We start from the raw sequence: 22993 nt of genomic DNA on the forward strand, positions 1-22993 counted from the left end.
AAATAACCAAAGATAAGAAATTTCCGTCTGTAAGAAGGTACGTTTACTTTAATTAACATTATTGGAAATTTATCCCAATTACAAATTAGCTATTAAGGGTTGAAAAAAATAACGAAAACCGCTACTATAAGCAATGGGCATATATTACAAATGTGTAACAAAATGATTATAGTTTGATTACTTACCTGTTTTTCTATTAAAAACAGGTCAACATAATTTAAATATTGGAAGTGAAAAATATGCATAAGCCACATGTAGTAATCATTGGTGCCGGGTATGGCGGAATCATGACTACAGTGAAATTGCAGAAACTATTTGGAATAGGGCAAATTAAGATTACCCTTGTGAACAAGGAAGATTATCACTATCAAACAACATGGCTACATGAAAATGCTGCTGGTACTTTGCATCATGATCGGACAAGAATCCCAATTAAAGAAGTCGTGGATATGAATAAGGTTGATTTTATTATTGATACCGTTGTTTCAATTAATCCTTCTGAAAAAAAGGTGAAGCTGAAAAACGGAGAATTAGCGTATGATATGCTTGTCATTGGCTTAGGATTTGAGAAGACGACATTTGGAATACCAGGGATTAGAGATCATGCATTTTCAATTGAAAGTATTAATAGCGCTCGCTTAATTAGAGAGCATTTAGAATATAATTTTGCGAATTATCATCTTGATAAAGTGAATGATAATGCGCGTTTGAATATTGTGATTGGCGGCGGAGGTTTCACAGGCATGGAATTTGCAGGTGAATTGGTCAACCGTATACCAGAGCTGAGTGCCGAATATGATATTGAGAAAGCACTCGTACGTGTTATTATTTTAGAAGCCTCATCTACAGTTCTGCAAGGCTTTGATCCTCAATTAGTTGAATATGCTATGACCTCTCTTCAATCTCGTGGCGTTGAGTTTGTTACAAATGCAGCAATTAAAGAATGTACACAGGACTCGGTTATTTATGAAAAAGATGGTAAAAAATGTGAAATTCCTTCGAAGACCATCATATGGTCTGCAGGGGTAAGAGCAAATTGTATTGTTGAACAATCTGGTTTTGAGACAAATTGTGGGAAAGTTGAAGTAAGAGACGACTTACGTTCACCAGAATATGACGATGTTTTTGTTGTCGGTGACTGTGCAATGATTATTGATAAAGAAACGGATAGCCCATTTCCACCAACTGCACAAATTGCTATCCAACAATCTTCAGTTATCGCGCATAACATTAAGGCATTGATCGAAGGAAAAGCAACAGAGCCATTTAAAGCAAAATCATTAGGTACTGTAGCATCGCTCGGACACCATGATGCAATAGGTGTTGTTTTAAATAACCGGAAAGTATTTGGTTGGAAAGCTTCTGTGATGAAGAAAATTATCGATAACCGATATCTTTTAAAACTTGGTGGAATAGGCTTAGTAATGAAGAAAGGAAAGTTTAATTTCTTTTACTAATCGTCAAGCGTAAGCGCCGTGCTCCTAGGGAGACTTACCTTACCTCAGTGCTTCGCTGAACAGGAGCATGCGCTTTGTTCACTATGCACACGCTTAAGCAAGGGCAGTTGTATGCCTTTGCTTTTTCTTTGTTTTATTATAAGATTAAGGTTGTATGATTACATAGGGGATACGGGGGGAGTTTCCACATTGGTACAATTAGTCGTTTCCATATTATTATATTTTGTTATCTTTTTTGGTATTGCATTTATTCTAAATATGTTGATTAGAAAAACATGGGTAATGTCATATTTATATCCTGTTATCATTATTCTCATAATCGATAATATTTCTACGTGGGAATATTTTACAAATACCAGAAATGCCTTCTCTGCTTTAGGTAATAAATTAATGAATTTAACCACAGTAGACATCATTATTTTACTGGCTGGTTTTGCTGGAACTATCGTTTCGGGTATCGTTATAAAACTATTACGTAAGAGCGGCTATCGAATGTTTTAATAGATTTCATGCATAATTCCTCTCAGATTGGACATGATGACATCCAGAGAGGTGTTAATCATGGAATTAAAATTGTTTATACGAAGAATCGTTATGACGCTGTTATTTTTGGCAGCATTAATCGTCACAGCATCATCGATATCAAATGTGACGTTTCAAGATATTAAAACGTTGACTGAGAATATTTATAATGACCGTCTAAGCCATGTACAGCAAGCATCAGAGTATCGACAGGTAGCCTTGAAGGATAAGCATTTAAACATCGTAGAAGGAAAGAAAACATTAATCTCGAATGATGAAATAAAGGGACCAAACTCACTGGAAGAGGTAATTGACTTTGATCAGTATCCGACTGCTACCGTCGTTGCGACAGGATATACTGCAGGGGTGGAATCAACTGGGAAAACAAGCTCCCATCCTGAATATGGTATAACCTTTTCGGGTGTTAAAGTGAAGCGAGACTTGTATTCTACCATTGCTGCAGATTTAGATGTTTATCCAATTGGAACAATTCTCTACATTCCAGATTATGGGTATGGTGTTGTAGCGGATAAGGGAAGTGCCATTACTGGGAATAAAATTGATCTATACTATCATACGGTAGATGATGTATTCGCCGAATGGGGGAAACGTGAGCTCGATGTATATATTGTAGAAATCGGTGACGGAACATTAACAGAAGAAACTTTAGTTCAATTAAATGAAACAGAGGCATTACAAGTATTTCGCCAATAAATAGTTGAATAAGTATGAAAAACAAGACTTCCATGATTGGAGGTCTTGTTTCGTTTTTGCTATTAGTATTAATCGCTCAGAATATGCAATGTGTTCCGCTACTGACAGTAGCTTTTTGTTTTCTGGGCTATTTCGTAGGTTTTTTTAATAAAAGGAATATAACAGAAAGGCGATGAGGATTCCAGTTATGCCGCCTATAAATACTTCGCTTGGCTGATGCCCTAGGAGTTCTTTTAATTCCTTACGTTTTTCATATTCTTCTTTTCTATTCCAATCCTTTGCTCCATCAAAGAATAGTTGGAAATCCTTCAATAACCGATTTAAGACAACGGCTTGCTCACCTGCGTGTCTTCGGACTCCTGAGGCATCAAACATCGTGATAACACTAAACACAGCAGAAAGGGCGAAAATAGTGCTTGTAACGCCGTCGACGATGCCGATACCTGTTGTTAGGGCTGTAACTGCAGCAGAGTGGCTGCTTGGCATTCCACCGGTGCTAAATGCTAAACTAGGTGTGAATTCTCTCGTTGCAATAAATCTTATTGGGATTTTAACTACCTGGGCAAAAACAATAGCAATTAATGCTGCCCAAAGCGGGAAATTCATAAATAATTCCATATCTATATTCTACGTCCTTTCTGCTCCATTAAGTAGAACTCTATTGTGTGCAGTTCATCGATATTTTATTACAATAGATTATCTCGATGGTTCGATTAATAAATGATGTTGTTATTTTACCATATGAGTGTGTGAAGGTAAATAAAGTGGGGAGGTCTATGGGGATTCTGTTTTCAACCAGAAAAAATGTAAAATAAGGAAACAAAAAGCGAAGGCTCTTGATAAGCCTTCGTACCAATAGTTAAATTACGCTCGTTGCCAGAGTAACGGTAATCGTTTCGTTATGTTTACCATGAAGGTAGCTGCTACAATAGAAAGTATCGCATCCTTTATCAAGAATGGAATCATTCCAATCCAGGCGATGGAGTAAGATATTGTGAGCTCGAGCCATGTGTTCATGGCAATATACATATACGAAACACCTAACCCATAATTAATAAGTAATCCAATAATGGCTGCAACTGTGTAGATTAATATTGATGGAGACTTATACCACTCAGCGATAAGACCGACGAAATAGGCAACAAATATAAAGGAAATGATGAATCCGCCTGTGGGACTTATTAAAGCGAATGGTCCACCTTCAAGTCCTGCAAATATTGGCACACCTGCTGTGCCTAGTAATAAGTATGTAAGCATGGATAATGAACCAAGTCTTTTTCCTAACATGAAACCAGCTAAGATTGCAAAGAATGTTTGTAAAGATAATGGAACAGATGTACCGCCGATTGGAACGGCTAATATAGGAAACCATACGGTAATATTCGCGCCAATAGCCATTAAGCAAACAAATACTGCCCCATATGTTAAATCAATTGCACGTAAACGTCTCATATTACTCCCCCTTTTTTAAAAAATAATATACGGAGATAGACATAATGTCAACCTTTGTCATTTTGTGGTTAACAAAAGGGTGCATTATCGAAGTGGTAATACCGATAAAACTGGTCGGAAAAATAATTGTCAAGATAAAGCACCATATTGCAACTATAGCTTCATCAATTTCTTTCTGTGATTGGCTGATGAGAAATTTAAACTAAAACAACAATTAAAAAGTAGTCCGCCATTATAGCGAACTACCAATTCTAAATTCAAAGATTCTTTACTTGATGATTGCAGCAAGTGCAATTTCAATCATTTCATTGAACGTTGTTTGTCGTTCTTCAGAAGTCGTCTCTTCACCAGTTAAAATATGATCGGAAACGGTTAGAACGGATAATGCTTGACGTCCATATTTCGCAGCAAGTGTGTATAGAACAGAAGACTCCATTTCAATACCTAACACTTGATAGCTTGCGAGCAATTCGTTTACTGTTTGCGCATTTTCACGATAGAAAGAATCACTTGTAAAGATATTTCCAACACGAAGATTTAGATTCTTTCTAGTACCTTCGTCAAATGCATGCTTTAATAATTGAAAATCAGCGAGTGGCGCAAAATCAATACCGCCAAATACCATACGATTAACCTGTGAATCGGTTGTTGCACCTTGTGCTAAAATAACATCTCTTACTTTTACGTCCTTTTGTAGAGCACCACATGTACCAACTCGAATTAATTTTTTTACATCATATTCACGGATCAGTTCATTTACGTAAATGGAAATGGAAGGAACACCCATTCCAGTACCTTGGACAGATACTCGTTCACCATTGTAGGTTCCGGTGAAACCATACATGCCACGAACTTCATTGTATTGAATAACATCTTCTAAAAATGTTTCTGCAATATATTTCGCACGAAGAGGATCACCCGGTAATAAAATTTTGTCGGCAATTTCTCCGTGTTTCGCTCCAATATGTACACTCATTATGATATCCTCCTTCAAAAAAGAAAATTACGTTAGTAAAATAAAGTTATCATAGGATTGGGCGAAAAACAAATATCTACAAATTATAATTGCAATATCGTTGTTAAGGCTATCAAAAATTGATATAATTGTGTATAATACTAATAGCACTACAGCAAAATAGTATAAAATAAGCAAAAGTTTTTGGAAGGATGAATCATAATGAAAGCACAAACATTTACGATAACAGCAGAGTCAGGTGTTCATGCAAGACCAGCAACACTATTAGTTAACAAAGCAGGACAATTTGAATCAGAAGTTAATGTAGCGTATAAGGATAAAACCGTTAATTTAAAATCTATCATGGGCGTTATGTCTTTAGGAATTCCTAAAGGTGCGGAAATTGAAGTTTCTGCAACTGGTTCTGATGAAGAAGAAGCAATCAATGGTATTGCTGAAGTAATCAAAGAACATTTAGGTGAATAATTAAAAAGAAAAGCTAGAGGGCTCGTTCCTCTAGCTTTTTTTAATTACCGCTTAGGAACAATTTACGATACTGTGGATAACTTAATTACCGAGAATAGCGACTTCCAGCTCCAGCGCCCGTGCTCCTAACGAGACTTCCCTCACCTCCGTACGATGAGTTAACATCGATTCGCTTTCGCTCATCGTGTTTCCTTTATCTCTGAGATCTAGAGGAAGTTCGACTAAGGTCGCCACTTCATGTGGCAACGTCGAACCACCCCACGTCCTATGGGGCGCAGTCCGTACGTCGCTAAACGGGCGCTTGCGCTTTAGTTCTCGATTTTTTCATAGTAGTTCATTTCAAGCCCATGCAATCTTTCAATTGCAAGTTTATTATAGGCAGAATCTTCTTTTGAAAGCTTTTCTTTGTACTGAGATACCGCCTCTTTCAATGATTTACCATAACTCGGAATTTCTTCATGATAAGGATGTACAGCAGGTTTTTTTACATTCATTTTTTCGTGGTGCGCTAATGCCTTCCTTTCATGGAAGAATACATTCTCAACTGCTCCGGGATTATGAAGATCTCCCTGTAAAGGGTGTTTATAAACAGCGAGAACCTCTATTAAATAATGTTCTCCGCGATCTTCCTTTACCTCGCCAATATAAGTACCTGAATGATAATGTGCTTTCACAATATCTCCGATGTTAACAATTGCCATAATATTCCTCCTATCTTCCAGTTCATTGTGCCAAAAAAATGAAAAATTTGCGAATAATTAACCCGATGTTATTGGTATAACCTGAAAATTTGATATAATTAACAATGGAAGCATTTTATTTTTTAAATTTAGTAAGTGGAAATACAAAAAGGACGTGAGGATAATGCCATTTCTTTATTTTCCAGAAGATAAAACAGCATACTTGCCTGCAGCGGTAACCTTAGTCATTTTTATGGCCATGGCTTCAGTAACGATGTATTTATTTTATAAGAAATCAAAAAAAGATGAACAAGCTTTTAATGATAAGTATGAGAAAAGTATACATGACGCAAAGGAATCTGTAGAACCGAAGTAAACGATTTAAGATTCGTTAAACGTGGGATACATAGGTATAGCGCACTCGCATCTGTGGATACTAAGTAAAAACGCCGATGAAGGAGTATGCCAGATGCGTTTCATATGTATTTGTTGTTTAGTCTTTTTAGTAGCTTGCCAAGGGAACAGTCCGTCAATAAAAGAGGTCGAGATGTTTAATGCTTCCGGTGATATGGTAGGGACCGCGAAATTAAATGAACAGCCTGATGGTGTAAAAATCAAAGTGAAAATTAAGGGACTTGAACCGGGATTCCATGGCATCCATGTGCACGAGTTTCCAAAGTGTAAAGGTCCTGATTTTAGTAATGCTGGAAATCATCTTAATCCAGAAGGAAAGGAACATGGATTGATGCGCACGGATGGGGCCCATTTAGGTGATTTGCCGAATGTGGAAGCAGATGGATCTGGAGCTGTTGATGCAGAATTAATGCTTGCAGGTGCAACGATGAAGGAAGGAAATAAATCAATTCTTCGTGGTGAAGGAACCTCATTAATCGTCACTGAAAAACAGGATGATGGTGTAAGCCAACCAAGTGGTAATTCCGGTGCACGAATCATATGTGGGAAAATTACTGCAGCTTCGAAAACAGACAAAGCGGAATCACCATCAAATCCAACGGAAACCAAAAAGAAGAAAGAATAAGAAAACAGCCATGTGTAGCGTTACATGGCTGTTTTTTAATAAGTGCATGATCAACGATTTTTAACTGCATCGATAATTTGTGTTACTCCGTCCACAAGTGTTGCTTTCGGACAGGCGATATTCATGCGCATGAACGAATCGCCTTCGTCCCCATAATCGGCTCCAGCATTCAATCCAACCTTTGCCTTTTCAATGAAAAATTGTTTTAATTCTTTGTTACTCATGCCGAGCGCGCTGCAGTCTATCCATAATAAATAGGTGCCTTCACCTTGGACAACTTTAAGTTCCGGCGCATGTTCTCTAAACATTTCGGTAACATATTGTTGATGACTGCTCAAAACGGTCACTAATTCATCAAGCCAAGATTTTCCATGATTGTACGCTGCTTCAATTGCAGTGTTTGCCATTGTGTTAAGTGAATTGGAGTATCCCTGCTTTGAAAATTGAGCTTTTAGTTTATTGCGCATTTGCTCATTTATAACTATCGTGTAGGATGCTTCTAATCCAGCTAAATTAAATGTTTTAGAAGGTGCCATACATGTAATCGTCTTATCTGCAATTTCCTTTGAGAGGGAAGCAATTGGAATATGACGCTCGCCAGGATATACAAGATCTGCATGAATCTCATCAGAAATAATCAGAACATCATACTTCAAGCATAATCTTGCTATTTCTTTGAGCTCATCTTCTGTCCATATACGCCCGACTGGATTATGGGGTGAGCAGAGAATAAATGCCTTCACACCAGATTTTAATTTCTCTTCAAAGTCAGCAAAATCAATTGAATAATAATTGTCTTGGTAATGTAGTGGACTTTTAATAATTTCCCTTCCATGTGCTTTAATTACATTATAAAATGGGGGATAAACAGGAGTTTGGATTAATACTTTGTCACTAGGCTCTGTAAATGCTTGAATTGCCATATGTAAACTTGTAACAACACCAGGACTAAAGGAAAGCCATTCAGCTTTAATTTCCCAATCATGCTCGTTTTTCTGCCAATTTACAATTGAATCTGTTACATCTTTGTCAATGATCGTATAGCCATAGATACCATGCTCCGCTCGTTTTACTAGCGCGTCATTTACTGCATCAGGAGCTCTGAAGTCCATATCGGCGACCCACATTGGGATAATATCCTCCGACTGGAAAAAAGGCTGCAGCATGTCCCATTTCACCGATCTAGTTTTTCTTCTATCATGTACTTCATCAAATATACTCATCAAAATCCTCCTTAAGGGTTACTATGTAAAGGGAAGAACCTACCCATTAAGAGTAAAGAACTAGCATGAAAGCTAGGCTAGTTTTACGTCTCTTTATTCTATTATAGCAAATCAAGGCTAAAATTAAGAAAAAAAAGCAAAGCGAGAATCGCTTTGCTTACAGGGGGAATACGAGAAAGTCTTACATACATAGTTATTCCCACAATAGCTAAAATTAAACATAAAAAAATATTTTTATTTGAAACTCGGCTGAGACAAGATTAATGCCAGATTATTTAATCTTATTATAATTTATTAAATGGTAGCTTATCATACCGCTACTTAAATCAACATTGTTATTACAACTAAATTTATAAAAAAGTAAAACGCTCCTTGCAATAAAAGCAAGGAGCATTCTCTTTATACCATTATAAACGTTTTTCCAGCTCTTCTTTTTCACTTTCAAATCCTGGTTTACCAAGTAGTGCAAACATATTTTTCTTGTATGCTTCAACACCTGGTTGATCAAATGGATTTACGCCAAGTAAGTAGCCGCTGATTGCACAAGCTTTTTCGAAGAAGTAAACAAGGTAGCCAAAAGTATAGGCATCAAGTGCAGGCACTTCAACGATAAGGTTTGGAACATCGCCATCTGTATGTGCTAACATTGTTCCTTGGAATGCTTTATCATTAATTTCATGGATTGTTTTACCAGCCAAATAGTTAAGTCCATCAGAATTATTTTCTGCAGCTTCTAATGTCAATTCTTTTTTAGAACTGTTTACATGTAGAACTGTTTCGAAAATATTTCTGCGGCCTTCTTGAATGTATTGACCTAAAGAATGTAAGTCTGTTGTAAAGTTAGCAGAAGAAGGGTAGATACCTTTTTGGTCTTTTCCTTCACTTTCGCCAAATAATTGTTTCCACCATTCAGAGAAATATTGAAGACTTGGCTCATAATTAATTAATAGCTCGGTAACTTTCCCTTTGCTGTATAAAACATTTCGAACTGCTGCATATTGGTATGCAGGGTTTTTCTCTAAGCTAGCCTCTGAGAAATCAGTCATTGCATCTTTAGCACCTTGCATGATATCGTCAATTGCAACGCCACTTACTGCGATTGGCAGCAGTCCAACAGCTGTTAGTACGGAATAACGACCACCAACATCATCAGGAATTACAAATGTTTCATATCCAGCTTCATCTGCAGAAGTTTTAAGTGCTCCTCTTGCTTTATCCGTCGTTGCATAGATGCGGTGTTTAGCTTCTTCCACACCATATTTTTCTTCTAAGTATTTCTTGAAAATACGGAAAGCAACTGCTGGCTCTGTTGTTGTTCCACTCTTAGAAATTACGTTGATAGAGAAGTCCTTGTCCTTCAATACATCAAATAATTCACTTATATATGTTGAACTTAAATGATGACCAACAAAGATGATTTGTGGTGCTTTTCTTTCTTCTTTAGAAAGTAGGTTTTGGAATGAATGGTTTAACATTTCAAGTGCTGCACGAGCACCTAAGTAAGAACCGCCAATACCGATAACTAGTAAAATATCGGAATCATTTTGAATCTTCTCAGCGCTTGCTTTAATGCGAGCATATTCTTCTTTATCGTAGTTTTCAGGAAGGTCTATCCAACCTAAGAAATCACTGCCAGCTCCAGTTTTATTATGTAATTGGTTATGTGCTGTTTGAACATAATCACTTAAATTCGCAATTTCTTGTTCATTAAAAAACTTCAATGCTTTATCATACTTGAATGATACGTGTGTCATGTATATTCCTCCTATAAATGCGATTTATAATCTAACTTTAACGAATTGTTCCTATTAAATCAAGAACGAGAATTATGAAATGACGAAGTTTAAGGTAAAAGGTAGGATTGGGTAAAAAAAAGCATCAGCAAGAAGTGAGACGGTGCTTCCTCTTGCTGATGCTTTTATTCAATTATTTCTTAAATGAGCTTGATTGTTCAATCCATTCTTCTAGCTTGTCTTTCAACGTATTGAAACCAGCCGTGTCGTTATCTTGTTGTACTTGTTTAACAGGTTGTGTTCTCTTTGTTTGAGCAGGTTTTGCAGGTGCTTCTTCTGTAGCACGAATAGATAAGGAAACTTTATTCTTTTCTTCATCTACATTAAGAACCTTCACTTTTACTTCTTCACCAACTGTTAAATGTTCGTTAATATCTTTAACAAAACCATGTGTTACTTCTGAAATGTGAACCAATCCTTGTGTTTCTTCATCTAAAGCGACAAATGCGCCATATGGTTGAATACCAGTTACTTTTCCATCAATAATTTGACCAGCTTCAAATTTGTTAGTCATGCTGAACAACTCCTATATATAATCGATTCTTTTTACACAATATATTATGTTATCACAAAGGAACGATTCTAGCAAAACATATTTAAGGAATCTTTTAGGAACTATAAACGTACGAGTGTTACAAGGATATCTCCATTCAGTAATAATAAATTAGCAGATGGATGAATACAGTATTTTCTATCACGAATAATTCCAAGTAGTAAATGATCTCCTATTAATAAATGATGAGAAACCTCTACAAATCGTTTATTCTCCAATTCAACTGGAAGTGTAATATGTGAAAATTGTTGCTTGCTGAGAATTTGTAAAATATCCTCAAAAGGTGTAACCGCTGCGGAATGTGTGAGTTCATGATAAAATAATGCGCTCATGAAATCATTTGAGCGGATAATCGTTGTTGCACCTGCACGTAATGCATTTTCTATTTGTGTTTTTGATAAGATTTCTGCAATAATGGGTATCGTTTCATTATTGCCTCGAATCGCAACGGTCGCAAGAATTGTATATGTATCCGCTTGTCTCTCATTTTTAACGAGATCGGCAGTGAGGAGAACTCGTTCTGCATACCGAATATTCGCTCTTTCTAATATTGTATCCTCCGTTGCATCACCATTAATATAATGGATAGGAAATTCGTTGAACGAGATATGACGTAATGTCCTGTCAATAAGCACGATTTTTTCATTTGGATTATTATCAAATACTACTTTAATTAATTGTCTTGTTCGTTCATTCCAACCGACAAGGATAAGATGCCCCGTGCCTTTAAAAGCTAGCCTGCCATGTTCGATATCCTGCTCCCGCTTTATTGTTCCAGTCGCGATAGAAGATACATAAAACCCGATTAACCCACCGCCTGTTAGGATTAGCAGAATGCCGATTAACCTGCCGCTTGTTGTTAGTGGCACATAGTCACCAAATCCTACTGTAGCAGCCGTAACAAAAGCCCACCATATCCCTTCGAAAATCGTAGGAAATTGCATCGGTTCAATGAAATGAATTACAGTGCCAAAGAAACACATAAGAATAACAATTGTTATTAATAGTTTTATGATGATAGGAATCCGGAAGTATATTAGTTTAAACTGTTTTATTATCATTAGGTCACCTTATATTCGAGTGATACAATTTACTAATAGTATGGACCATAAGAAGGATTGATTATACTCTGTAATTGTTTGAACCCAAGATGAAAAAAGGCAGACAGCCTGGATAATCTCCGAGCTGTTTGCCCTTGTTGCTTAGGAATATAATGTTGCTTTAATACTATGATAAACTTCATTCCAAAAGTCTGTATTTTCTCGATAAGATTTCTTGAAAGAGGCATACATTTCTTTTGCTTTTTCCTCGTATTCAGGTTCTTCTTTATTTGGCAGTTTGTTTTGTGATTCATTAACATATTGCTGTATCTTCTCAGCACGCGGTCCCCATTTAGCAACTTCATTGCCATCTTTATCGATGAAGATAAAAATAGGAATCGAACGCGCTTTGCCATTGGTTAAGTATTGATCCATTAATTCCAGGTTTTGATCACGATAAAGCATGTTAACCTTGAAATCTGATGCTTCTGCGATTTTTAGTAAAATCGGGACATTTAACATCGCATCACCGCACCAATCCTCTGTCAGAACAATTGCACGGAGGTTTTTTTCTTTTGTCTTTTTGAAAAAGTCTTCATCGTTTGGTACGTCAAAATTATTATATACATGCTGTAAATCGGCCTGGTTAACTCCCATCGCATCAATATAATTACTTGGGGTAATTCCTTTTTCAAACCATTCGTTTAAGCTCATTGATTCATTCTCCTTTATAATTCAATATAATGAAAGTTTACCGATTTAATGGACCAGCGTAAATAAAAGTGCTCTCAAATTAAATTTTTGCTATGATATAGAAAGTGTTAGATGTATGAAGGAGGAATTTTGATGACTAAGGCTAATTTAGATTTTTTACTTGAGCTATTAAACACTCCATCGCCATCGAGTATGGAAATGGAGATTCAGAAAAAGTGGATAAATTATGTAAAGGAATTTGCAGATGAAATTCGTACAGACAATGCAGGGAATGCAATTGGTGTTCTGAATCCTGATGCACCTTTTAAAGTATTATTAGCAGGGCATGCCGATGAAATTGCACTTGTAGTTAACCGGATTGATGATGAAGGATACTTACATTTTGATAAAATGGGTGGAATTAATCCGAAAGCTGCTGTTGGTATGCGAGTTACAGTTCTTGGGGCAGGTGGCACTGTTACTGGTGTTACCGGTGTGAACGCACAGCATCATGGTGGATTGAAGAATGATTTTGATTTAGCGGATTTATTTATTGACTGTGGATTTAAATCAAAAGAAGAAGCCGAAAAATACGTGCAAATTGGTGACCTATGTGTATATAAAACGGAACCGGAAATATTAATGGAACGCTACATAGCTGGTCGTGGTCTGGATAACAGAACAGGATCATTTATTGTTGCTGAAGTATTAAAACGATTGGCAGAAAAAGATGTTAAGGTCGGCGTCTATGCTGTAAGTACAGTAAATGAGGAAACAAATATGGGCGGTGCATATTTTGCGGCTGCAGGAATCGAGCCGACAATGGCAATTGCATGTGATGTCACTTTTGCAACAGACTATCCTGGTGTGAATAAAAACAAGCATGGTGACATTCGCTTAGAAAAAGGACCTGTTCTTGCTAAAGGAGCTCCAATCAATATTAAAATTAATAAATTATTGGAGAAGGCTGCAAAGGATCTCGATATGCATGTTCAATATGAATTAACACCAAGAATGACGGGAACAGACGCAGATAAGATGCGGTTAACAGGTAAAGGTGTTCCTGTATCGTTAGTATCATTACCATTACGCTATATGCATTCACCTGTTGAAACAGCTAGTCTTCAAGATATCGATGAAGAAATTGAATTGCTTGTAACGATGATTGCTGGATTGACTGGTAGTGAAAGCCTAAATCCGTTGGAAGATTAATATTGCATTATAGGGGAAAAACCACGCTGAATGTATTACCTAATATTGTAAAACACACATTATTTCACCCTTGAAATAATGTGTGTTTTTATATTTTTATTTTAATGTTTTGATTGGGTTTATTATGTAACACAGTGTAAATGGAAATTTAATTTAAATATTTAGTAAATTATTATAATAGGATATTAGTATTTATGATAAAATTATCATAAAATTCAAAGTAATAGTTACTAAATATAAACGGAGCGGATGAGGATGAAGTGGGGATCATCTAATAAAATTATAGGAGAGTTTAATTGTCTAATAAAATAATTTACTTAGCAGGATTTTTATTTCTAATATTAGTTGGGTGCAGTAATGGTGATACGGTTGATTATAGTGGAGAACCAGGAATTACGGGGTATGTAATAGATAAGATAGAGGAATCAATTCTAATTGTAAATCCTGAAGCGGTAGATTTTAGCGAAACAGGCGGAAAGGAAGAATTTTATGATGCAGTATGGGCGAATAACTCCCCTGAGGATATTAAGGTTGGGGACCAAGTTAACGTGTGGTTTGACGCTGGTGTACAAGAATCATATCCAGGTCAAGCCTCTGTTGGCAAAATTGAAATTATCCCGAGCTCTACTTCAGAAGGTGCAACACTTTCTGATAATGAAGCACTAAATAAGGCCATAACTGCAATGACTTTAAAAAATAAACTTTTTACAGTTCGCTCCATTGTATATGATTCTGATAAAGAACGATGGACGATTATAGTGAAAAACATTGAAACTTACGAGGAACACACGGTTCAAGTAGAAGATAAGTAACTTTTTTCTCACTAGCAATACAGTACTAAAAGAAGACAGTGAATTATTACGGTCGAAATTTAAAAGGGCAAGCTATTTTTATTTTAAATTATTTAATAATTTAGAAAAATCATTCTGCTAAATTAATGGGAGGGGAAAGGAATGACTCTGGGGAATGAGTATTTACAGGTAGTCCAAGAAAGGTTTAGAAGTATTAAAGAGTTAGGAGATAAGACCATACAACGGTTGTCAGAAGATGAAATACATTGGGCTTTAAATAAATCTTCTAATAGTATTGCAATTATCGTTAAGCATTTAAGCGGAAATATGATTTCAAGATGGACTGATTTTTTAACATCTGATGGTGAAAAAAACAATAGGAAGCGGGACCAGGAATTTATAGATACTATATCATCTAAGCAAGAAATGATTATTATTTGGGAAAGCGGTTGGAATACACTTTTTAGATCAATCGATAATTTAGTCGAAGAAGACTTATTAAAAAATATTAATATCCGCGGCGAAAGCCATATGGTAATTGATGCGATTGAAAGGCAAATCGCTCATTATGCTTATCATATCGGCCAAATTGTTTATGTCGGTAAGCAAATTAAGGATGAGGAATGGGAAAGCCTTAGTATTCCTAAAGGAAACTCAGAAGAATATTTGCAGAAGATGTTAAAAAAACATGGAAAGTTGGAGTGATGCGAGAATAAGTTATTTTACTACTAAGCTACCAGATGCAAATCAAAGTTTGGAGGGAGTTTTAATATGAGTGAGAAATTATTGAGGGTCGGAACCACTTATATTCCAGTAACTAATGTAGAAATTTCAACTGTATGGTTTGTAAATAAATAAGGTGCAGAGTTAAGCTATAAAGATAAAGACAAGGCGATTCTAAATTTCGCAAACCAAAGCATCTTCCTTGTTAAATCAAGTCAAAATCAGAGTTCCAATTTCATTGATATTTATGGTGTAGAACGTTTTTCCTTAACATTTGAAGTGAATGGTTTAGATGCTTTAAAAGCAATACGTAAGGAATTTAAGAGAAATGGGATAAGAGTTGGAGATATTGAAAACAGAGGACACGGTGGAAGAAATTTTATTTTTTATGACTTAGATGATAATAAATTCGATGTATGGAGTGAACTTAGTCCAATTTTCAAAGCAAGATATTTAATATAGTAAATAACGAGAACACAGAATAAAAATATACGGATTAAACAGAGAAAAAGATAGAATGATTGCAGCTGCAACACTAATAGATAGAAGAGATAGAACGATTAGATTGAGAGGACTGATAGTTAAAATGAGTTTGCTTGAGAGAGTTGATTCTATTTGTTTAAAAGTTAGTGATATTGAAAAGGCAAGTACCTGGTATCAAGATATTTTAGGCTTCAATGAATCTTTTAAAGGTGACAATTATCGGATTTTAACTGTAGGAAATAGCAAAGTACCATTAACCATTGAAGAAGGCGTTGTGAGATCTTCACATAGTCAAGTTTATCCAATTTTTTACTCTAAAAATATCGAGAATGTATATGATGTATTAAAAGAAAATTGTGTAACTGTTAGTGACTTACATTACGACGGTGTGAATAAGTATTTTAATCTATTTGATCTAGATGGTAATAAGTTGCAGGTTTGTTATTGGGATTAGAATTTGTATGGGAATAAGTGACTCATATGAAATACCATATTCCTGTGTTTAAGCTAACATATGTCCTGCATATGATACTTGGAGCAAAAGTTAAATTCTACGATAAAGACCAGGAGAAATTTATCTAGTGCTTGAAATATAACGATTCATATTCCTTTGGTTTAGTAAACAAGTGAAATTATTCTAAGAGGATAATATAATCGCTTATTAAACTATTAATAAATTCATAAGGGAAATTGAAGAGGATATTTGCAGATTAAATATTCGGAAACGGAGAAGATAGATATGAATAATTTGTTTTCAATAGACTGTGGGGAAATCTTACTGCGGGAGTTTAGAATTGAAGATGCAGATGCTATTTATGAACTTACGTCACAACCTGAGGTTTATGAGTTTTTGCCTGATTGGCGGTCTACAAGAGAACAACGGTTAGATTGGGTGACACATTATGAGATACCTGACAATAAAGAGTTTCTGTCATCTGTTCCTAATATAGATGGAGAATTTTTGAAGTTGGGAATTGTTTTAAAGGAAACTGGGGAATTTATTGGTTTCTGTAATACGGGTATCAAAAAGGAAATAAGGAAGCCAAATCGGGAAATTGCATATGCTATTTCAAAGCATTACAGAAACCAGGGATATACAACTAAAGCAGTAAATGGATTGATAAATTACTTGTTTGAGAAAACAAATGTAGAACAATTAAATACAGTTGTTCTACCCCGTAATATAAGCTCAAGTAAAGTTATTCAAAAATGCGGTTTTCGTTTTAATGGAGATATTGATATTGATGATCAAACGCATTATCATTACATACTTAACAAAGAAGATTGGCAGAGCGAAAGAAGAAATTATTTGGAGAGGGATTAAGAATGGACTTAGGTACTCCATTTGCTATTGGGAATACAGCGGAAATATATCTATTGGAAAACAAGATTATAAAAATATTTAAAGACCATCTTCCGAATACGGAATCTTCTAATGAAGCAAATAAGCAAAGGTTTGCTTACTCATGTGGACTTTTTGTGCCTAGAATACTAGATGTTACAGAAGTAGATGGAAAACAAGCAATAGTCATGGAATATATTGAAGGAGATACAATAGGTGATTTACTAGTTAATAACATGGAGAAGCTGGAGTATTATATTAGCATTTCCGTTGATATACAACAGAAAATCCATTCTGTTGTTACTAATTCGCTTGAGCCGATGGCCAAAAAATTACAACGTCAAATTGAATCCGTTCCTATATTAGATGAGAGACATAAGTCTATTTTAATACATAAATTGAACTTGATGACATATGAACAGAGACTTTGCCATGGAGATTTCCATCTATTTAATTTAATAATGTCAGATAAAATGGTAGCAATTATTGATTGGGTTGATTCCAGTTCAGGAGATATTCGTGCCGATGTATATCGTACGTATCTGTTATATTATCAGTATTCAATGGATTTAGCCGATATGTATTTAAGACTTTACTGTGAAAAAAGTGGTTTGTTACAAGAGGAAGTTTTTCAATGGGCACCGATTATTGCTGGAGCAAGATTATCTGAAAATGTATCATCAGAAAATGCGGTGCGTCTTTTGAACATAATACATCATTACTGTCCTCAGTAAATTATTATTCACCTAAATTAATGCTTAATATAACAATGAAATCATTAACAAGAAAGTGTCTTAACTGTAGAAGCTAAAGAAAAAAAGGCTTAGGGAAAAAGTGTTTTTTCTAAGCCTATTTCAATGCGATTTTCTGTGAAGCAAAATGGCGGACGGACATGATAGTTAGGAAACTTCACTGCATACATGCAACAAACAACAAAGGCGGATCTGTCACCTAATTGCATGTACAAAACCTAGTTTTCTATTAAATTACAATCAAGCGACATTATTTCTGAAATAAGGTATAAAGACGTGTTATGTTTTACAAGTGTATCAAAATCTCCTACAAATGATTCAGAAAATGTTAACGAAAGGTATTCAAACCTCCTATGTTTTCTACTGTAATGAAAATGAATTACAAATAATCCGATGATAGACAGGTCTTATCTATCATTTTTTATTTCGTTATATTAATATTATCATTCCGGATACCTGATTTTCCCCGTACTATCTCCGTTTCTAACTGTGTTCCATTTTTTATCAGGAATATATCCTTAGAACTAAAGAAAGAAAAAATAATACTAATATATCAATTGTGAAAATTCAGATTAAAACTGACGAGATTCGACATTAATCCTTCAAGTAATCTATTATACTTTGTTTTAACAACTAGACTCTTTTTCAGAAAGAGCGAATCAAATCATGAAGAGAGGGGGCTTATTTAGTTGAAGGTATTCCGTTTTAAAAATGAGGGGAGGAAAAGATTTGAAAACGAAGAAAAAACGCCAAATCAGAGCATTTAGCTTTGCCGCTACATTTTTAATGACATTTTCTTTACTTACACCTGGTATTTCGCTTGCAGAGTCTAGTAGCACGACACAATCTTCTAAGGTTCATCATTCATTAAATGATTCGAAAAAAATAGTAGAGTCAAAAGTAAACAAAACATTACTTTCGTCATTTAAGGCAGATGAAAAGGTTACTTTTTTAATTAAGTTTAACGAAAAAGCAGATGCTAAAAAAGTCGCAGCAGATGCGAGAGCAAGTGCAGAAAAAGCAAAGCTTTCCACACAAAAGCAAGAGCATATCCAACGTTCAGCAGTTATCGCTGAGTTAAAGGAAGTATCAATTAAATCACAAGCAAATGTAATGACTTATCTGGAGCAGGAACAAAAGCAAGGGAATGTAGATGATTTTCATTCCTATCATGTCGTAAATGGTATCGCTGTTACTGCAACAAAAGAAGTGGCAGAGAAAATAGCAACATTCGCTGAAGTTGAAAAGCTTTTACCGAATGAAACAAGGGAATTATATACCACGGTATCAAAAGATGCAAAAGCTCCAAAATCAGAAACTGCAAACATTGAATGGAATGTGGAGCGAGTAGGGGCACCAGCAGTTTGGAATATGGGCATTGATGGTACAGGAATTGTCGTAGCAAGTATTGATACAGGTGTTGATCACGATCATCCAGGACTTGCAGAGAAATACCGTGGCTATGATGCTGCATCTGGTGAAGTAGATCATACGTATAGCTGGTTTGATGCAACAGCAGGCCGAGATGCACCATATGATGATCAAGGTCATGGCACACATGTTACGGGAACAATGGTCGGTAGTGAACCAGACGGATCGAATCAAGTTGGGGTAGCACCGGGAGCAACCTTCATCTCTGCAAGGGCGTTTACAGCAGCAGGTGGAACGGACGTAGATTTACTGGAGGCGGCAGAATGGATTTTAGCTCCAGGTGGCGATGTTACGAAAGCACCTGATGTTGTCAACAACTCATGGGGCGGTGGTCCAGGTCTTAACGAATGGTATCGTGATGTTGTCATTGCATGGCGTGCTGCTGAAATTTTCCCAGAGTTCTCAGCAGGCAATACGACACTATCTAACCCTGGTGGTCCAGGATCGATTGCTACACCTGCAAACTATCCGGAATCATTTGCAACAGGGGCAACTGATAGTAATGATTTGTTAGCAAGCTTTTCGTTAGAAGGACCTTCACCATATGAAGGGGATATTAAACCAGACATATCGGCGCCTGGTGTAAATATTCGTTCAACTGTTCCAGGTGGCGGCTATGAAGGTGGCTGGAATGGAACTTCGATGGCGGGACCAGCTGTTTCTGCAGTAGTTGCATTATTAAAACAAGTTGATTCAAGCTTAACTGTAGACGAAATTGAAGAGATTTTATTTGCAACTGCGACACCACTCACCGATAGAGAGTACTCAGCATCTCCTAATATGGGATATGGCCATGGGCTAGTAAATGCTTATGATGCAGTATCGTCCATCGTATCAGGGCTTGGAACAATGGAAGGCCAGGTTACTAAAGCTGGAGAAGATTCAGAAGCCCCTACATTTGAGCATGCTGCACCAGCAGAAACTTATGCAGGAATGAACTTAGATTTAATTATTCAAGCAGGAGATAATGTAAGCGTTTCATCTGTCGAGGTAAATTACGAGGATGCAAATCAGGAAATTCAAACAATTACAGCCAAGCGTGTTTCCGGTGACTACAAGAACGGAGAATATGTGGCAACAGTACCTGGTGAGGATATTGTAGTTGATTCATTCACCTATTCCATTACAGTAAATGATTTTGGAAATAATGAGGTTACAAGTGATAACTACGTTGTAGCAGTAGCGGCTGGTATAACGGTTGGTTATAGTACAGATTTTGAAACTGCACCAGCAGGCTGGACGATCTTTGGTGAAAATAGTAGCTGGGATCGCGGCATACCTACAACAGGTCCGGGAAATGCTGCGTCTGGCGAGTATGTGTATGCAACGAATCCTGTTGGAAACTATAATTCCAATGAAAACTCAACTTTAATGATGCCACCGATTGACTTGCCAGATGGAAATTCTTACTTACAGTTTAATCATTGGTATAACCTTGAGCGAAATTGGGATTATGGACATGTATTTATTTCTACAGACCAGGAGAATTGGACACAGCTTTTACGTATAACAGATGTTAATAATGGCTGGCAAAGTGCTGAAATCGACTTATCAGAATATGCTGGTCAGCGCGTTTATATCGGTTTTAATCTAGATACGGACGGCAGTGTAGTTAGAACTGGCTGGTATATTGATGATGTAGCACTATCAGATACGTCGCAGGGTACTGCTAAGTCCTTAGGAAAAGCAAATGCCAAGAGCAAGTCGAATGCTAATTTAGGTGTTGAAAAAGAAAGCAGTACAGCATTAAAAGGAAAGAAAGTAGAACCAGGAAAAATCGTACCAGTACAGCCGATCAAGGAAAAAACTCCTATTAAAGGGGATGCTATCGCACCAGCACTATTACCAATCGGTGCACAGGTCAGCGTGCTTGAAAGCGGCAGAACAATAAATACAAATCCTGCAAATGGAAGCTATTCATTACTGCATGCTGCAGGTGACTTCACAGTCCAAGCAGAAGCATACGGATTTCATCCAGTTACACAGGAAGTAACAATTGAAAATGATCAAACGACAACAGCTAATTTTACATTAGAGGAAATTGACAAATTTACTATTAGTGGAACAATAACTGATGAAGATACTGGAGAAGCGGTGGAAGGTGCAACAGTTCTGCTTGTAGAAGACGCTAATGTTGAACCAGCTGCAACGGATTCATCCGGTAACTATTCATTAACTGCATACGAAGGAACATACACATTAAAGGTTCTAGCAAGAGGATACCATGGTAAAGAGGTAGAGGTGAATCTTGATGGCGCAGATGCTGCAATCGATGTTTCCCTTGAGCCATTCTATACTGTTCCTGGTGGAGAAATTGGTTATGACGATGGCACTGCTGAGAATGCACGCGCATTTTATGATGCAGGTAACGGCTGGGCAGTTAGAATGTCATTGCCAGAGGGTAAAGATAGTGGGATTGTAACAGAAGGTGTATTCCAATTCCATGATGCTGACTGGCCAGTGCCAGGTGGAACAGCATTTGCAGTAGAAGTTTGGGATGCATCTGGATCGAACGGAGCACCAGGGAAGAAGCTAGCTGGCCCGATTGATGCAGAAGCAATAAGAAGCTTAGCAGAGTGGACAGTTGTAGATCTTACGGAACACGCTATCCAGGTCGATGGTGATTTCTATATGGTTTATATCCAAAAAGGAATAAATACGAATGCACCAGGTTTAGCTACGGATGAGAATGGTCCAAATGCCGAGCGTAGTTATCAGGTAGTTGCTGGAGCATGGTCACCATCACCTAAAGCAGAAGGGAACTATATGATTCGTGCTCGAGTTGCTTATGGCGTGGAAGATCCAGTCATCACATCACCTGCTGAGGATTTTATTACAAATGAAGCAGCTCTTACAGTTGAAGGAAAGGCATCCGCAACAACCACATTACAATTACTGAATAATGGAGAAGAAATCGGTACTTCTGAAGTTGGCGATGATGGAGTATTCTCATTACCAATCGAATTGACAGAAGGCACCAATGAACTTCAAGCAGTAACGCTGATGAATGGCGTCACAGTAGGGGAGTCCGAAACAGTTACCGTTACACTTGATACCAAGAAGCCAGAGCTGACAATTGACAGTCCGAAAAAGGGAGATAAATTGAATCGGGAAACGGTAACAGTAGAGGGGACTGTAAGTGATGCAAATCTAAATTGGGTTAAGGTAAATGGCCAAAAAGCAACAGTCACCGATGGGAAATATTCGAAACGAATCATTTTAGAAAATGGTGCGAACGAAATTAAAGTAGTTGCTCAAGATAATGCAGGAAATAAAGCAAATAAGAAGATAACAGTTCAAGCAGATTATGAAGCACCAGAAATTGAAAACTTGACGCCAACAGAGGATAAAAATCTTAAATCCGGCGAAACAGTGAAAATTGAATTTGATAGTGAAGAAGATTTAAAAGCTACCTTCTTCATCCATATGCCTTTAACAAATACTGTTCAGAATGCGACAGAGTTACCAATGATTGAAACGGCTGATGGACATTATGTGGGCTACTGGACAGCTACAAGCAACGCATTTGCTAAAGGTGCTGTAATTGAAGTGAAAGCAGTAGACAGCTTTGGCAATGAAACACGTGCCGAAGCAAAAGGAAAATTATTTATTAATGTAGAATAATAGGTTTAATACAAAAATAATCGGGAGC

Annotated in this window: 22 protein-coding genes and 1 pseudogene; 14 read left to right on the top strand and 9 right to left on the bottom strand. The window is 36.6% G+C overall.

The window, feature by feature from the left end; translation table 11 throughout:
* Positions 1-239 precede the first annotated feature (239 nt).
* From CWR45_RS03690 to CWR45_RS03700, 3 genes are all read left to right on the top strand, one after another.
* Complete coding sequence (locus CWR45_RS03690; protein WP_115748453.1) at positions 240-1457, top strand: NAD(P)/FAD-dependent oxidoreductase; 1218 nt, start codon at positions 240-242, stop codon at positions 1455-1457.
* Positions 1458-1646: 189 nt separating this feature from the next.
* Positions 1647-1958, top strand: coding sequence for a YuiB family protein (locus CWR45_RS03695; RefSeq protein ID WP_115748454.1), 312 nt, complete (start codon positions 1647-1649; stop codon positions 1956-1958).
* 60 nt (positions 1959-2018) lie between these two features.
* Complete coding sequence (locus CWR45_RS03700; protein ID WP_115748455.1) at positions 2019-2693, top strand: 3D domain-containing protein; 675 nt, start codon at positions 2019-2021, stop codon at positions 2691-2693.
* Between the two features lie 144 nt (positions 2694-2837).
* Here the strand turns inward: CWR45_RS03700 and CWR45_RS03705 are convergent, their stop codons facing one another.
* The 3 genes from CWR45_RS03705 to deoD all read right to left on the bottom strand — a co-directional run bounded on the left by CWR45_RS03705 (position 2838) and on the right by deoD (position 5121).
* Positions 2838-3311 (bottom strand): divergent PAP2 family protein, encoded by a 474-nt coding sequence (locus CWR45_RS03705; protein ID WP_115748456.1) that lies wholly within the window; start codon positions 3309-3311, stop codon positions 2838-2840.
* A gap of 246 nt (positions 3312-3557) precedes the next feature.
* Positions 3558-4145 carry a biotin transporter BioY gene (locus CWR45_RS03710; protein WP_115748457.1) on the bottom strand — a complete coding sequence of 196 codons (588 nt, stop codon included), beginning with the start codon at positions 4143-4145 and terminating at the stop codon, positions 3558-3560.
* A 268-nt stretch (positions 4146-4413) separates the two neighbouring features.
* Positions 4414-5121: a purine-nucleoside phosphorylase gene (deoD, locus tag CWR45_RS03715; RefSeq protein WP_115748458.1), complete on the bottom strand. Its 708-nt coding sequence runs from the start codon at positions 5119-5121 to the stop codon at positions 4414-4416.
* A gap of 201 nt (positions 5122-5322) precedes the next feature.
* Between deoD and CWR45_RS03720 the strand changes: the two genes are divergently transcribed.
* A complete protein-coding gene (locus CWR45_RS03720) occupies positions 5323-5586 on the top strand; it encodes a phosphocarrier protein HPr (protein WP_115748459.1) in 264 nt (87 codons plus the stop codon).
* A gap of 308 nt (positions 5587-5894) precedes the next feature.
* Here the strand turns inward: CWR45_RS03720 and kapB are convergent, their stop codons facing one another.
* The gene (kapB, locus tag CWR45_RS03725; protein ID WP_115748460.1) at positions 5895-6287 is read right to left on the bottom strand and encodes a kinase-associated lipoprotein KapB; all 393 of its coding nucleotides are present in this window, start codon (positions 6285-6287) and stop codon (positions 5895-5897) included.
* A 163-nt stretch (positions 6288-6450) separates the two neighbouring features.
* On the opposite strand from kapB, the gene CWR45_RS03730 reads away from it, so the two are divergent.
* On the top strand, positions 6451-6642 hold the full coding sequence (locus CWR45_RS03730; protein ID WP_115748461.1) for a hypothetical protein: 192 nt from the start codon (positions 6451-6453) through the stop codon (positions 6640-6642).
* Positions 6643-6735: 93 nt separating this feature from the next.
* A complete protein-coding gene (locus tag CWR45_RS03735; protein WP_245975328.1) occupies positions 6736-7305 on the top strand; it encodes a superoxide dismutase family protein in 570 nt (189 codons plus the stop codon).
* A gap of 50 nt (positions 7306-7355) precedes the next feature.
* Here the strand turns inward: CWR45_RS03735 and CWR45_RS03740 are convergent, their stop codons facing one another.
* The 5 genes from CWR45_RS03740 to CWR45_RS03760 all read right to left on the bottom strand — a co-directional run bounded on the left by CWR45_RS03740 (position 7356) and on the right by CWR45_RS03760 (position 12628).
* A complete protein-coding gene (locus tag CWR45_RS03740) occupies positions 7356-8528 on the bottom strand; it encodes a MalY/PatB family protein (RefSeq protein WP_115748463.1) in 1173 nt (390 codons plus the stop codon).
* 407 nt (positions 8529-8935) lie between these two features.
* Positions 8936-10282 carry a glucose-6-phosphate isomerase gene (locus tag CWR45_RS03745; RefSeq protein ID WP_115748464.1) on the bottom strand — a complete coding sequence of 449 codons (1347 nt, stop codon included), beginning with the start codon at positions 10280-10282 and terminating at the stop codon, positions 8936-8938.
* 172 nt (positions 10283-10454) lie between these two features.
* Positions 10455-10835, bottom strand: coding sequence for a S1 domain-containing post-transcriptional regulator GSP13 (yugI, locus tag CWR45_RS03750; RefSeq protein ID WP_115748465.1), 381 nt, complete (start codon positions 10833-10835; stop codon positions 10455-10457).
* Positions 10836-10936: 101 nt separating this feature from the next.
* Positions 10937-11935: a potassium channel family protein gene (locus CWR45_RS03755; protein ID WP_115748466.1), complete on the bottom strand. Its 999-nt coding sequence runs from the start codon at positions 11933-11935 to the stop codon at positions 10937-10939.
* Positions 11936-12076: 141 nt separating this feature from the next.
* Positions 12077-12628 (bottom strand): thioredoxin family protein, encoded by a 552-nt coding sequence (locus CWR45_RS03760; protein ID WP_115748467.1) that lies wholly within the window; start codon positions 12626-12628, stop codon positions 12077-12079.
* 132 nt (positions 12629-12760) lie between these two features.
* Between CWR45_RS03760 and CWR45_RS03765 the strand changes: the two genes are divergently transcribed.
* The 8 genes and pseudogenes from CWR45_RS03765 to CWR45_RS03800 all read left to right on the top strand — a co-directional run bounded on the left by CWR45_RS03765 (position 12761) and on the right by CWR45_RS03800 (position 22965).
* On the top strand, positions 12761-13819 hold the full coding sequence (locus CWR45_RS03765; RefSeq protein ID WP_115748468.1) for a M20/M25/M40 family metallo-hydrolase: 1059 nt from the start codon (positions 12761-12763) through the stop codon (positions 13817-13819).
* Positions 13820-14115: 296 nt separating this feature from the next.
* Positions 14116-14631 (top strand): YobA family protein, encoded by a 516-nt coding sequence (locus tag CWR45_RS03770; protein WP_115748469.1) that lies wholly within the window; start codon positions 14116-14118, stop codon positions 14629-14631.
* A 141-nt stretch (positions 14632-14772) separates the two neighbouring features.
* Positions 14773-15315, top strand: a complete 543-nt coding sequence (locus tag CWR45_RS03775; RefSeq protein WP_115748470.1) for a DUF1572 family protein — start codon at positions 14773-14775, stop codon at positions 15313-15315.
* 66 nt (positions 15316-15381) lie between these two features.
* Positions 15382-15795: pseudogene (locus CWR45_RS20045) on the top strand (VOC family protein).
* Between the two features lie 55 nt (positions 15796-15850).
* Positions 15851-16270 carry a VOC family protein gene (locus tag CWR45_RS03785; RefSeq protein ID WP_115748471.1) on the top strand — a complete coding sequence of 140 codons (420 nt, stop codon included), beginning with the start codon at positions 15851-15853 and terminating at the stop codon, positions 16268-16270.
* A 285-nt stretch (positions 16271-16555) separates the two neighbouring features.
* Complete coding sequence (locus CWR45_RS03790; protein WP_115748503.1) at positions 16556-17140, top strand: GNAT family N-acetyltransferase; 585 nt, start codon at positions 16556-16558, stop codon at positions 17138-17140.
* A gap of 2 nt (positions 17141-17142) precedes the next feature.
* Positions 17143-17892, top strand: a complete 750-nt coding sequence (locus CWR45_RS03795) for a phosphotransferase family protein (RefSeq protein WP_115748472.1) — start codon at positions 17143-17145, stop codon at positions 17890-17892.
* A 729-nt stretch (positions 17893-18621) separates the two neighbouring features.
* Entirely contained in the window at positions 18622-22965 is a 4344-nt protein-coding gene (locus tag CWR45_RS03800) for a S8 family serine peptidase (RefSeq protein ID WP_115748473.1), read from the top strand.
* Positions 22966-22993: the final 28 nt, after the last annotated feature.

Source organism: Oceanobacillus chungangensis (assembly GCF_003369565.1).
Taxonomy (GTDB): domain Bacteria; phylum Bacillota; class Bacilli; order Bacillales; family Amphibacillaceae; genus Oceanobacillus; species Oceanobacillus chungangensis.

Excerpts from the sequence above, each read along its gene's own strand:
- CWR45_RS03700 (WP_115748455.1), top strand. The coding sequence starts at position 2,019 with ATGGAATTAAAATTGTTTATACGAAGAATCGTTATGACGCTGTTATTT.
- yugI (WP_115748465.1), bottom strand. The coding sequence starts at position 10,835 with ATGACTAACAAATTTGAAGCTGGTCAAATTATTGATGGAAAAGTAACT.
- CWR45_RS03795 (WP_115748472.1), top strand. The coding sequence starts at position 17,143 with ATGGACTTAGGTACTCCATTTGCTATTGGGAATACAGCGGAAATATAT.
- CWR45_RS03745 (WP_115748464.1), bottom strand. The coding sequence starts at position 10,282 with ATGACACACGTATCATTCAAGTATGATAAAGCATTGAAGTTTTTTAAT.
- CWR45_RS03785 (WP_115748471.1), top strand. The coding sequence starts at position 15,851 with ATGATTGCAGCTGCAACACTAATAGATAGAAGAGATAGAACGATTAGA.
- CWR45_RS03755 (WP_115748466.1), bottom strand. The coding sequence starts at position 11,935 with ATGATAATAAAACAGTTTAAACTAATATACTTCCGGATTCCTATCATC.
- CWR45_RS03740 (WP_115748463.1), bottom strand. The coding sequence starts at position 8,528 with ATGAGTATATTTGATGAAGTACATGATAGAAGAAAAACTAGATCGGTG.
- CWR45_RS03790 (WP_115748503.1), top strand. The coding sequence starts at position 16,556 with ATGAATAATTTGTTTTCAATAGACTGTGGGGAAATCTTACTGCGGGAG.
- CWR45_RS03800 (WP_115748473.1), top strand. The coding sequence starts at position 18,622 with ATGAGGGGAGGAAAAGATTTGAAAACGAAGAAAAAACGCCAAATCAGA.
- deoD (WP_115748458.1), bottom strand. The coding sequence starts at position 5,121 with ATGAGTGTACATATTGGAGCGAAACACGGAGAAATTGCCGACAAAATT.
- CWR45_RS03720 (WP_115748459.1), top strand. The coding sequence starts at position 5,323 with ATGAAAGCACAAACATTTACGATAACAGCAGAGTCAGGTGTTCATGCA.
- CWR45_RS03775 (WP_115748470.1), top strand. The coding sequence starts at position 14,773 with ATGACTCTGGGGAATGAGTATTTACAGGTAGTCCAAGAAAGGTTTAGA.
- CWR45_RS03735 (WP_245975328.1), top strand. The coding sequence starts at position 6,736 with ATGCGTTTCATATGTATTTGTTGTTTAGTCTTTTTAGTAGCTTGCCAA.
- kapB (WP_115748460.1), bottom strand. The coding sequence starts at position 6,287 with ATGGCAATTGTTAACATCGGAGATATTGTGAAAGCACATTATCATTCA.
- CWR45_RS03730 (WP_115748461.1), top strand. The coding sequence starts at position 6,451 with ATGCCATTTCTTTATTTTCCAGAAGATAAAACAGCATACTTGCCTGCA.
- CWR45_RS03710 (WP_115748457.1), bottom strand. The coding sequence starts at position 4,145 with ATGAGACGTTTACGTGCAATTGATTTAACATATGGGGCAGTATTTGTT.
- CWR45_RS03765 (WP_115748468.1), top strand. The coding sequence starts at position 12,761 with ATGACTAAGGCTAATTTAGATTTTTTACTTGAGCTATTAAACACTCCA.
- CWR45_RS03760 (WP_115748467.1), bottom strand. The coding sequence starts at position 12,628 with ATGAGCTTAAACGAATGGTTTGAAAAAGGAATTACCCCAAGTAATTAT.
- CWR45_RS03690 (WP_115748453.1), top strand. The coding sequence starts at position 240 with ATGCATAAGCCACATGTAGTAATCATTGGTGCCGGGTATGGCGGAATC.
- CWR45_RS03705 (WP_115748456.1), bottom strand. The coding sequence starts at position 3,311 with ATGGAATTATTTATGAATTTCCCGCTTTGGGCAGCATTAATTGCTATT.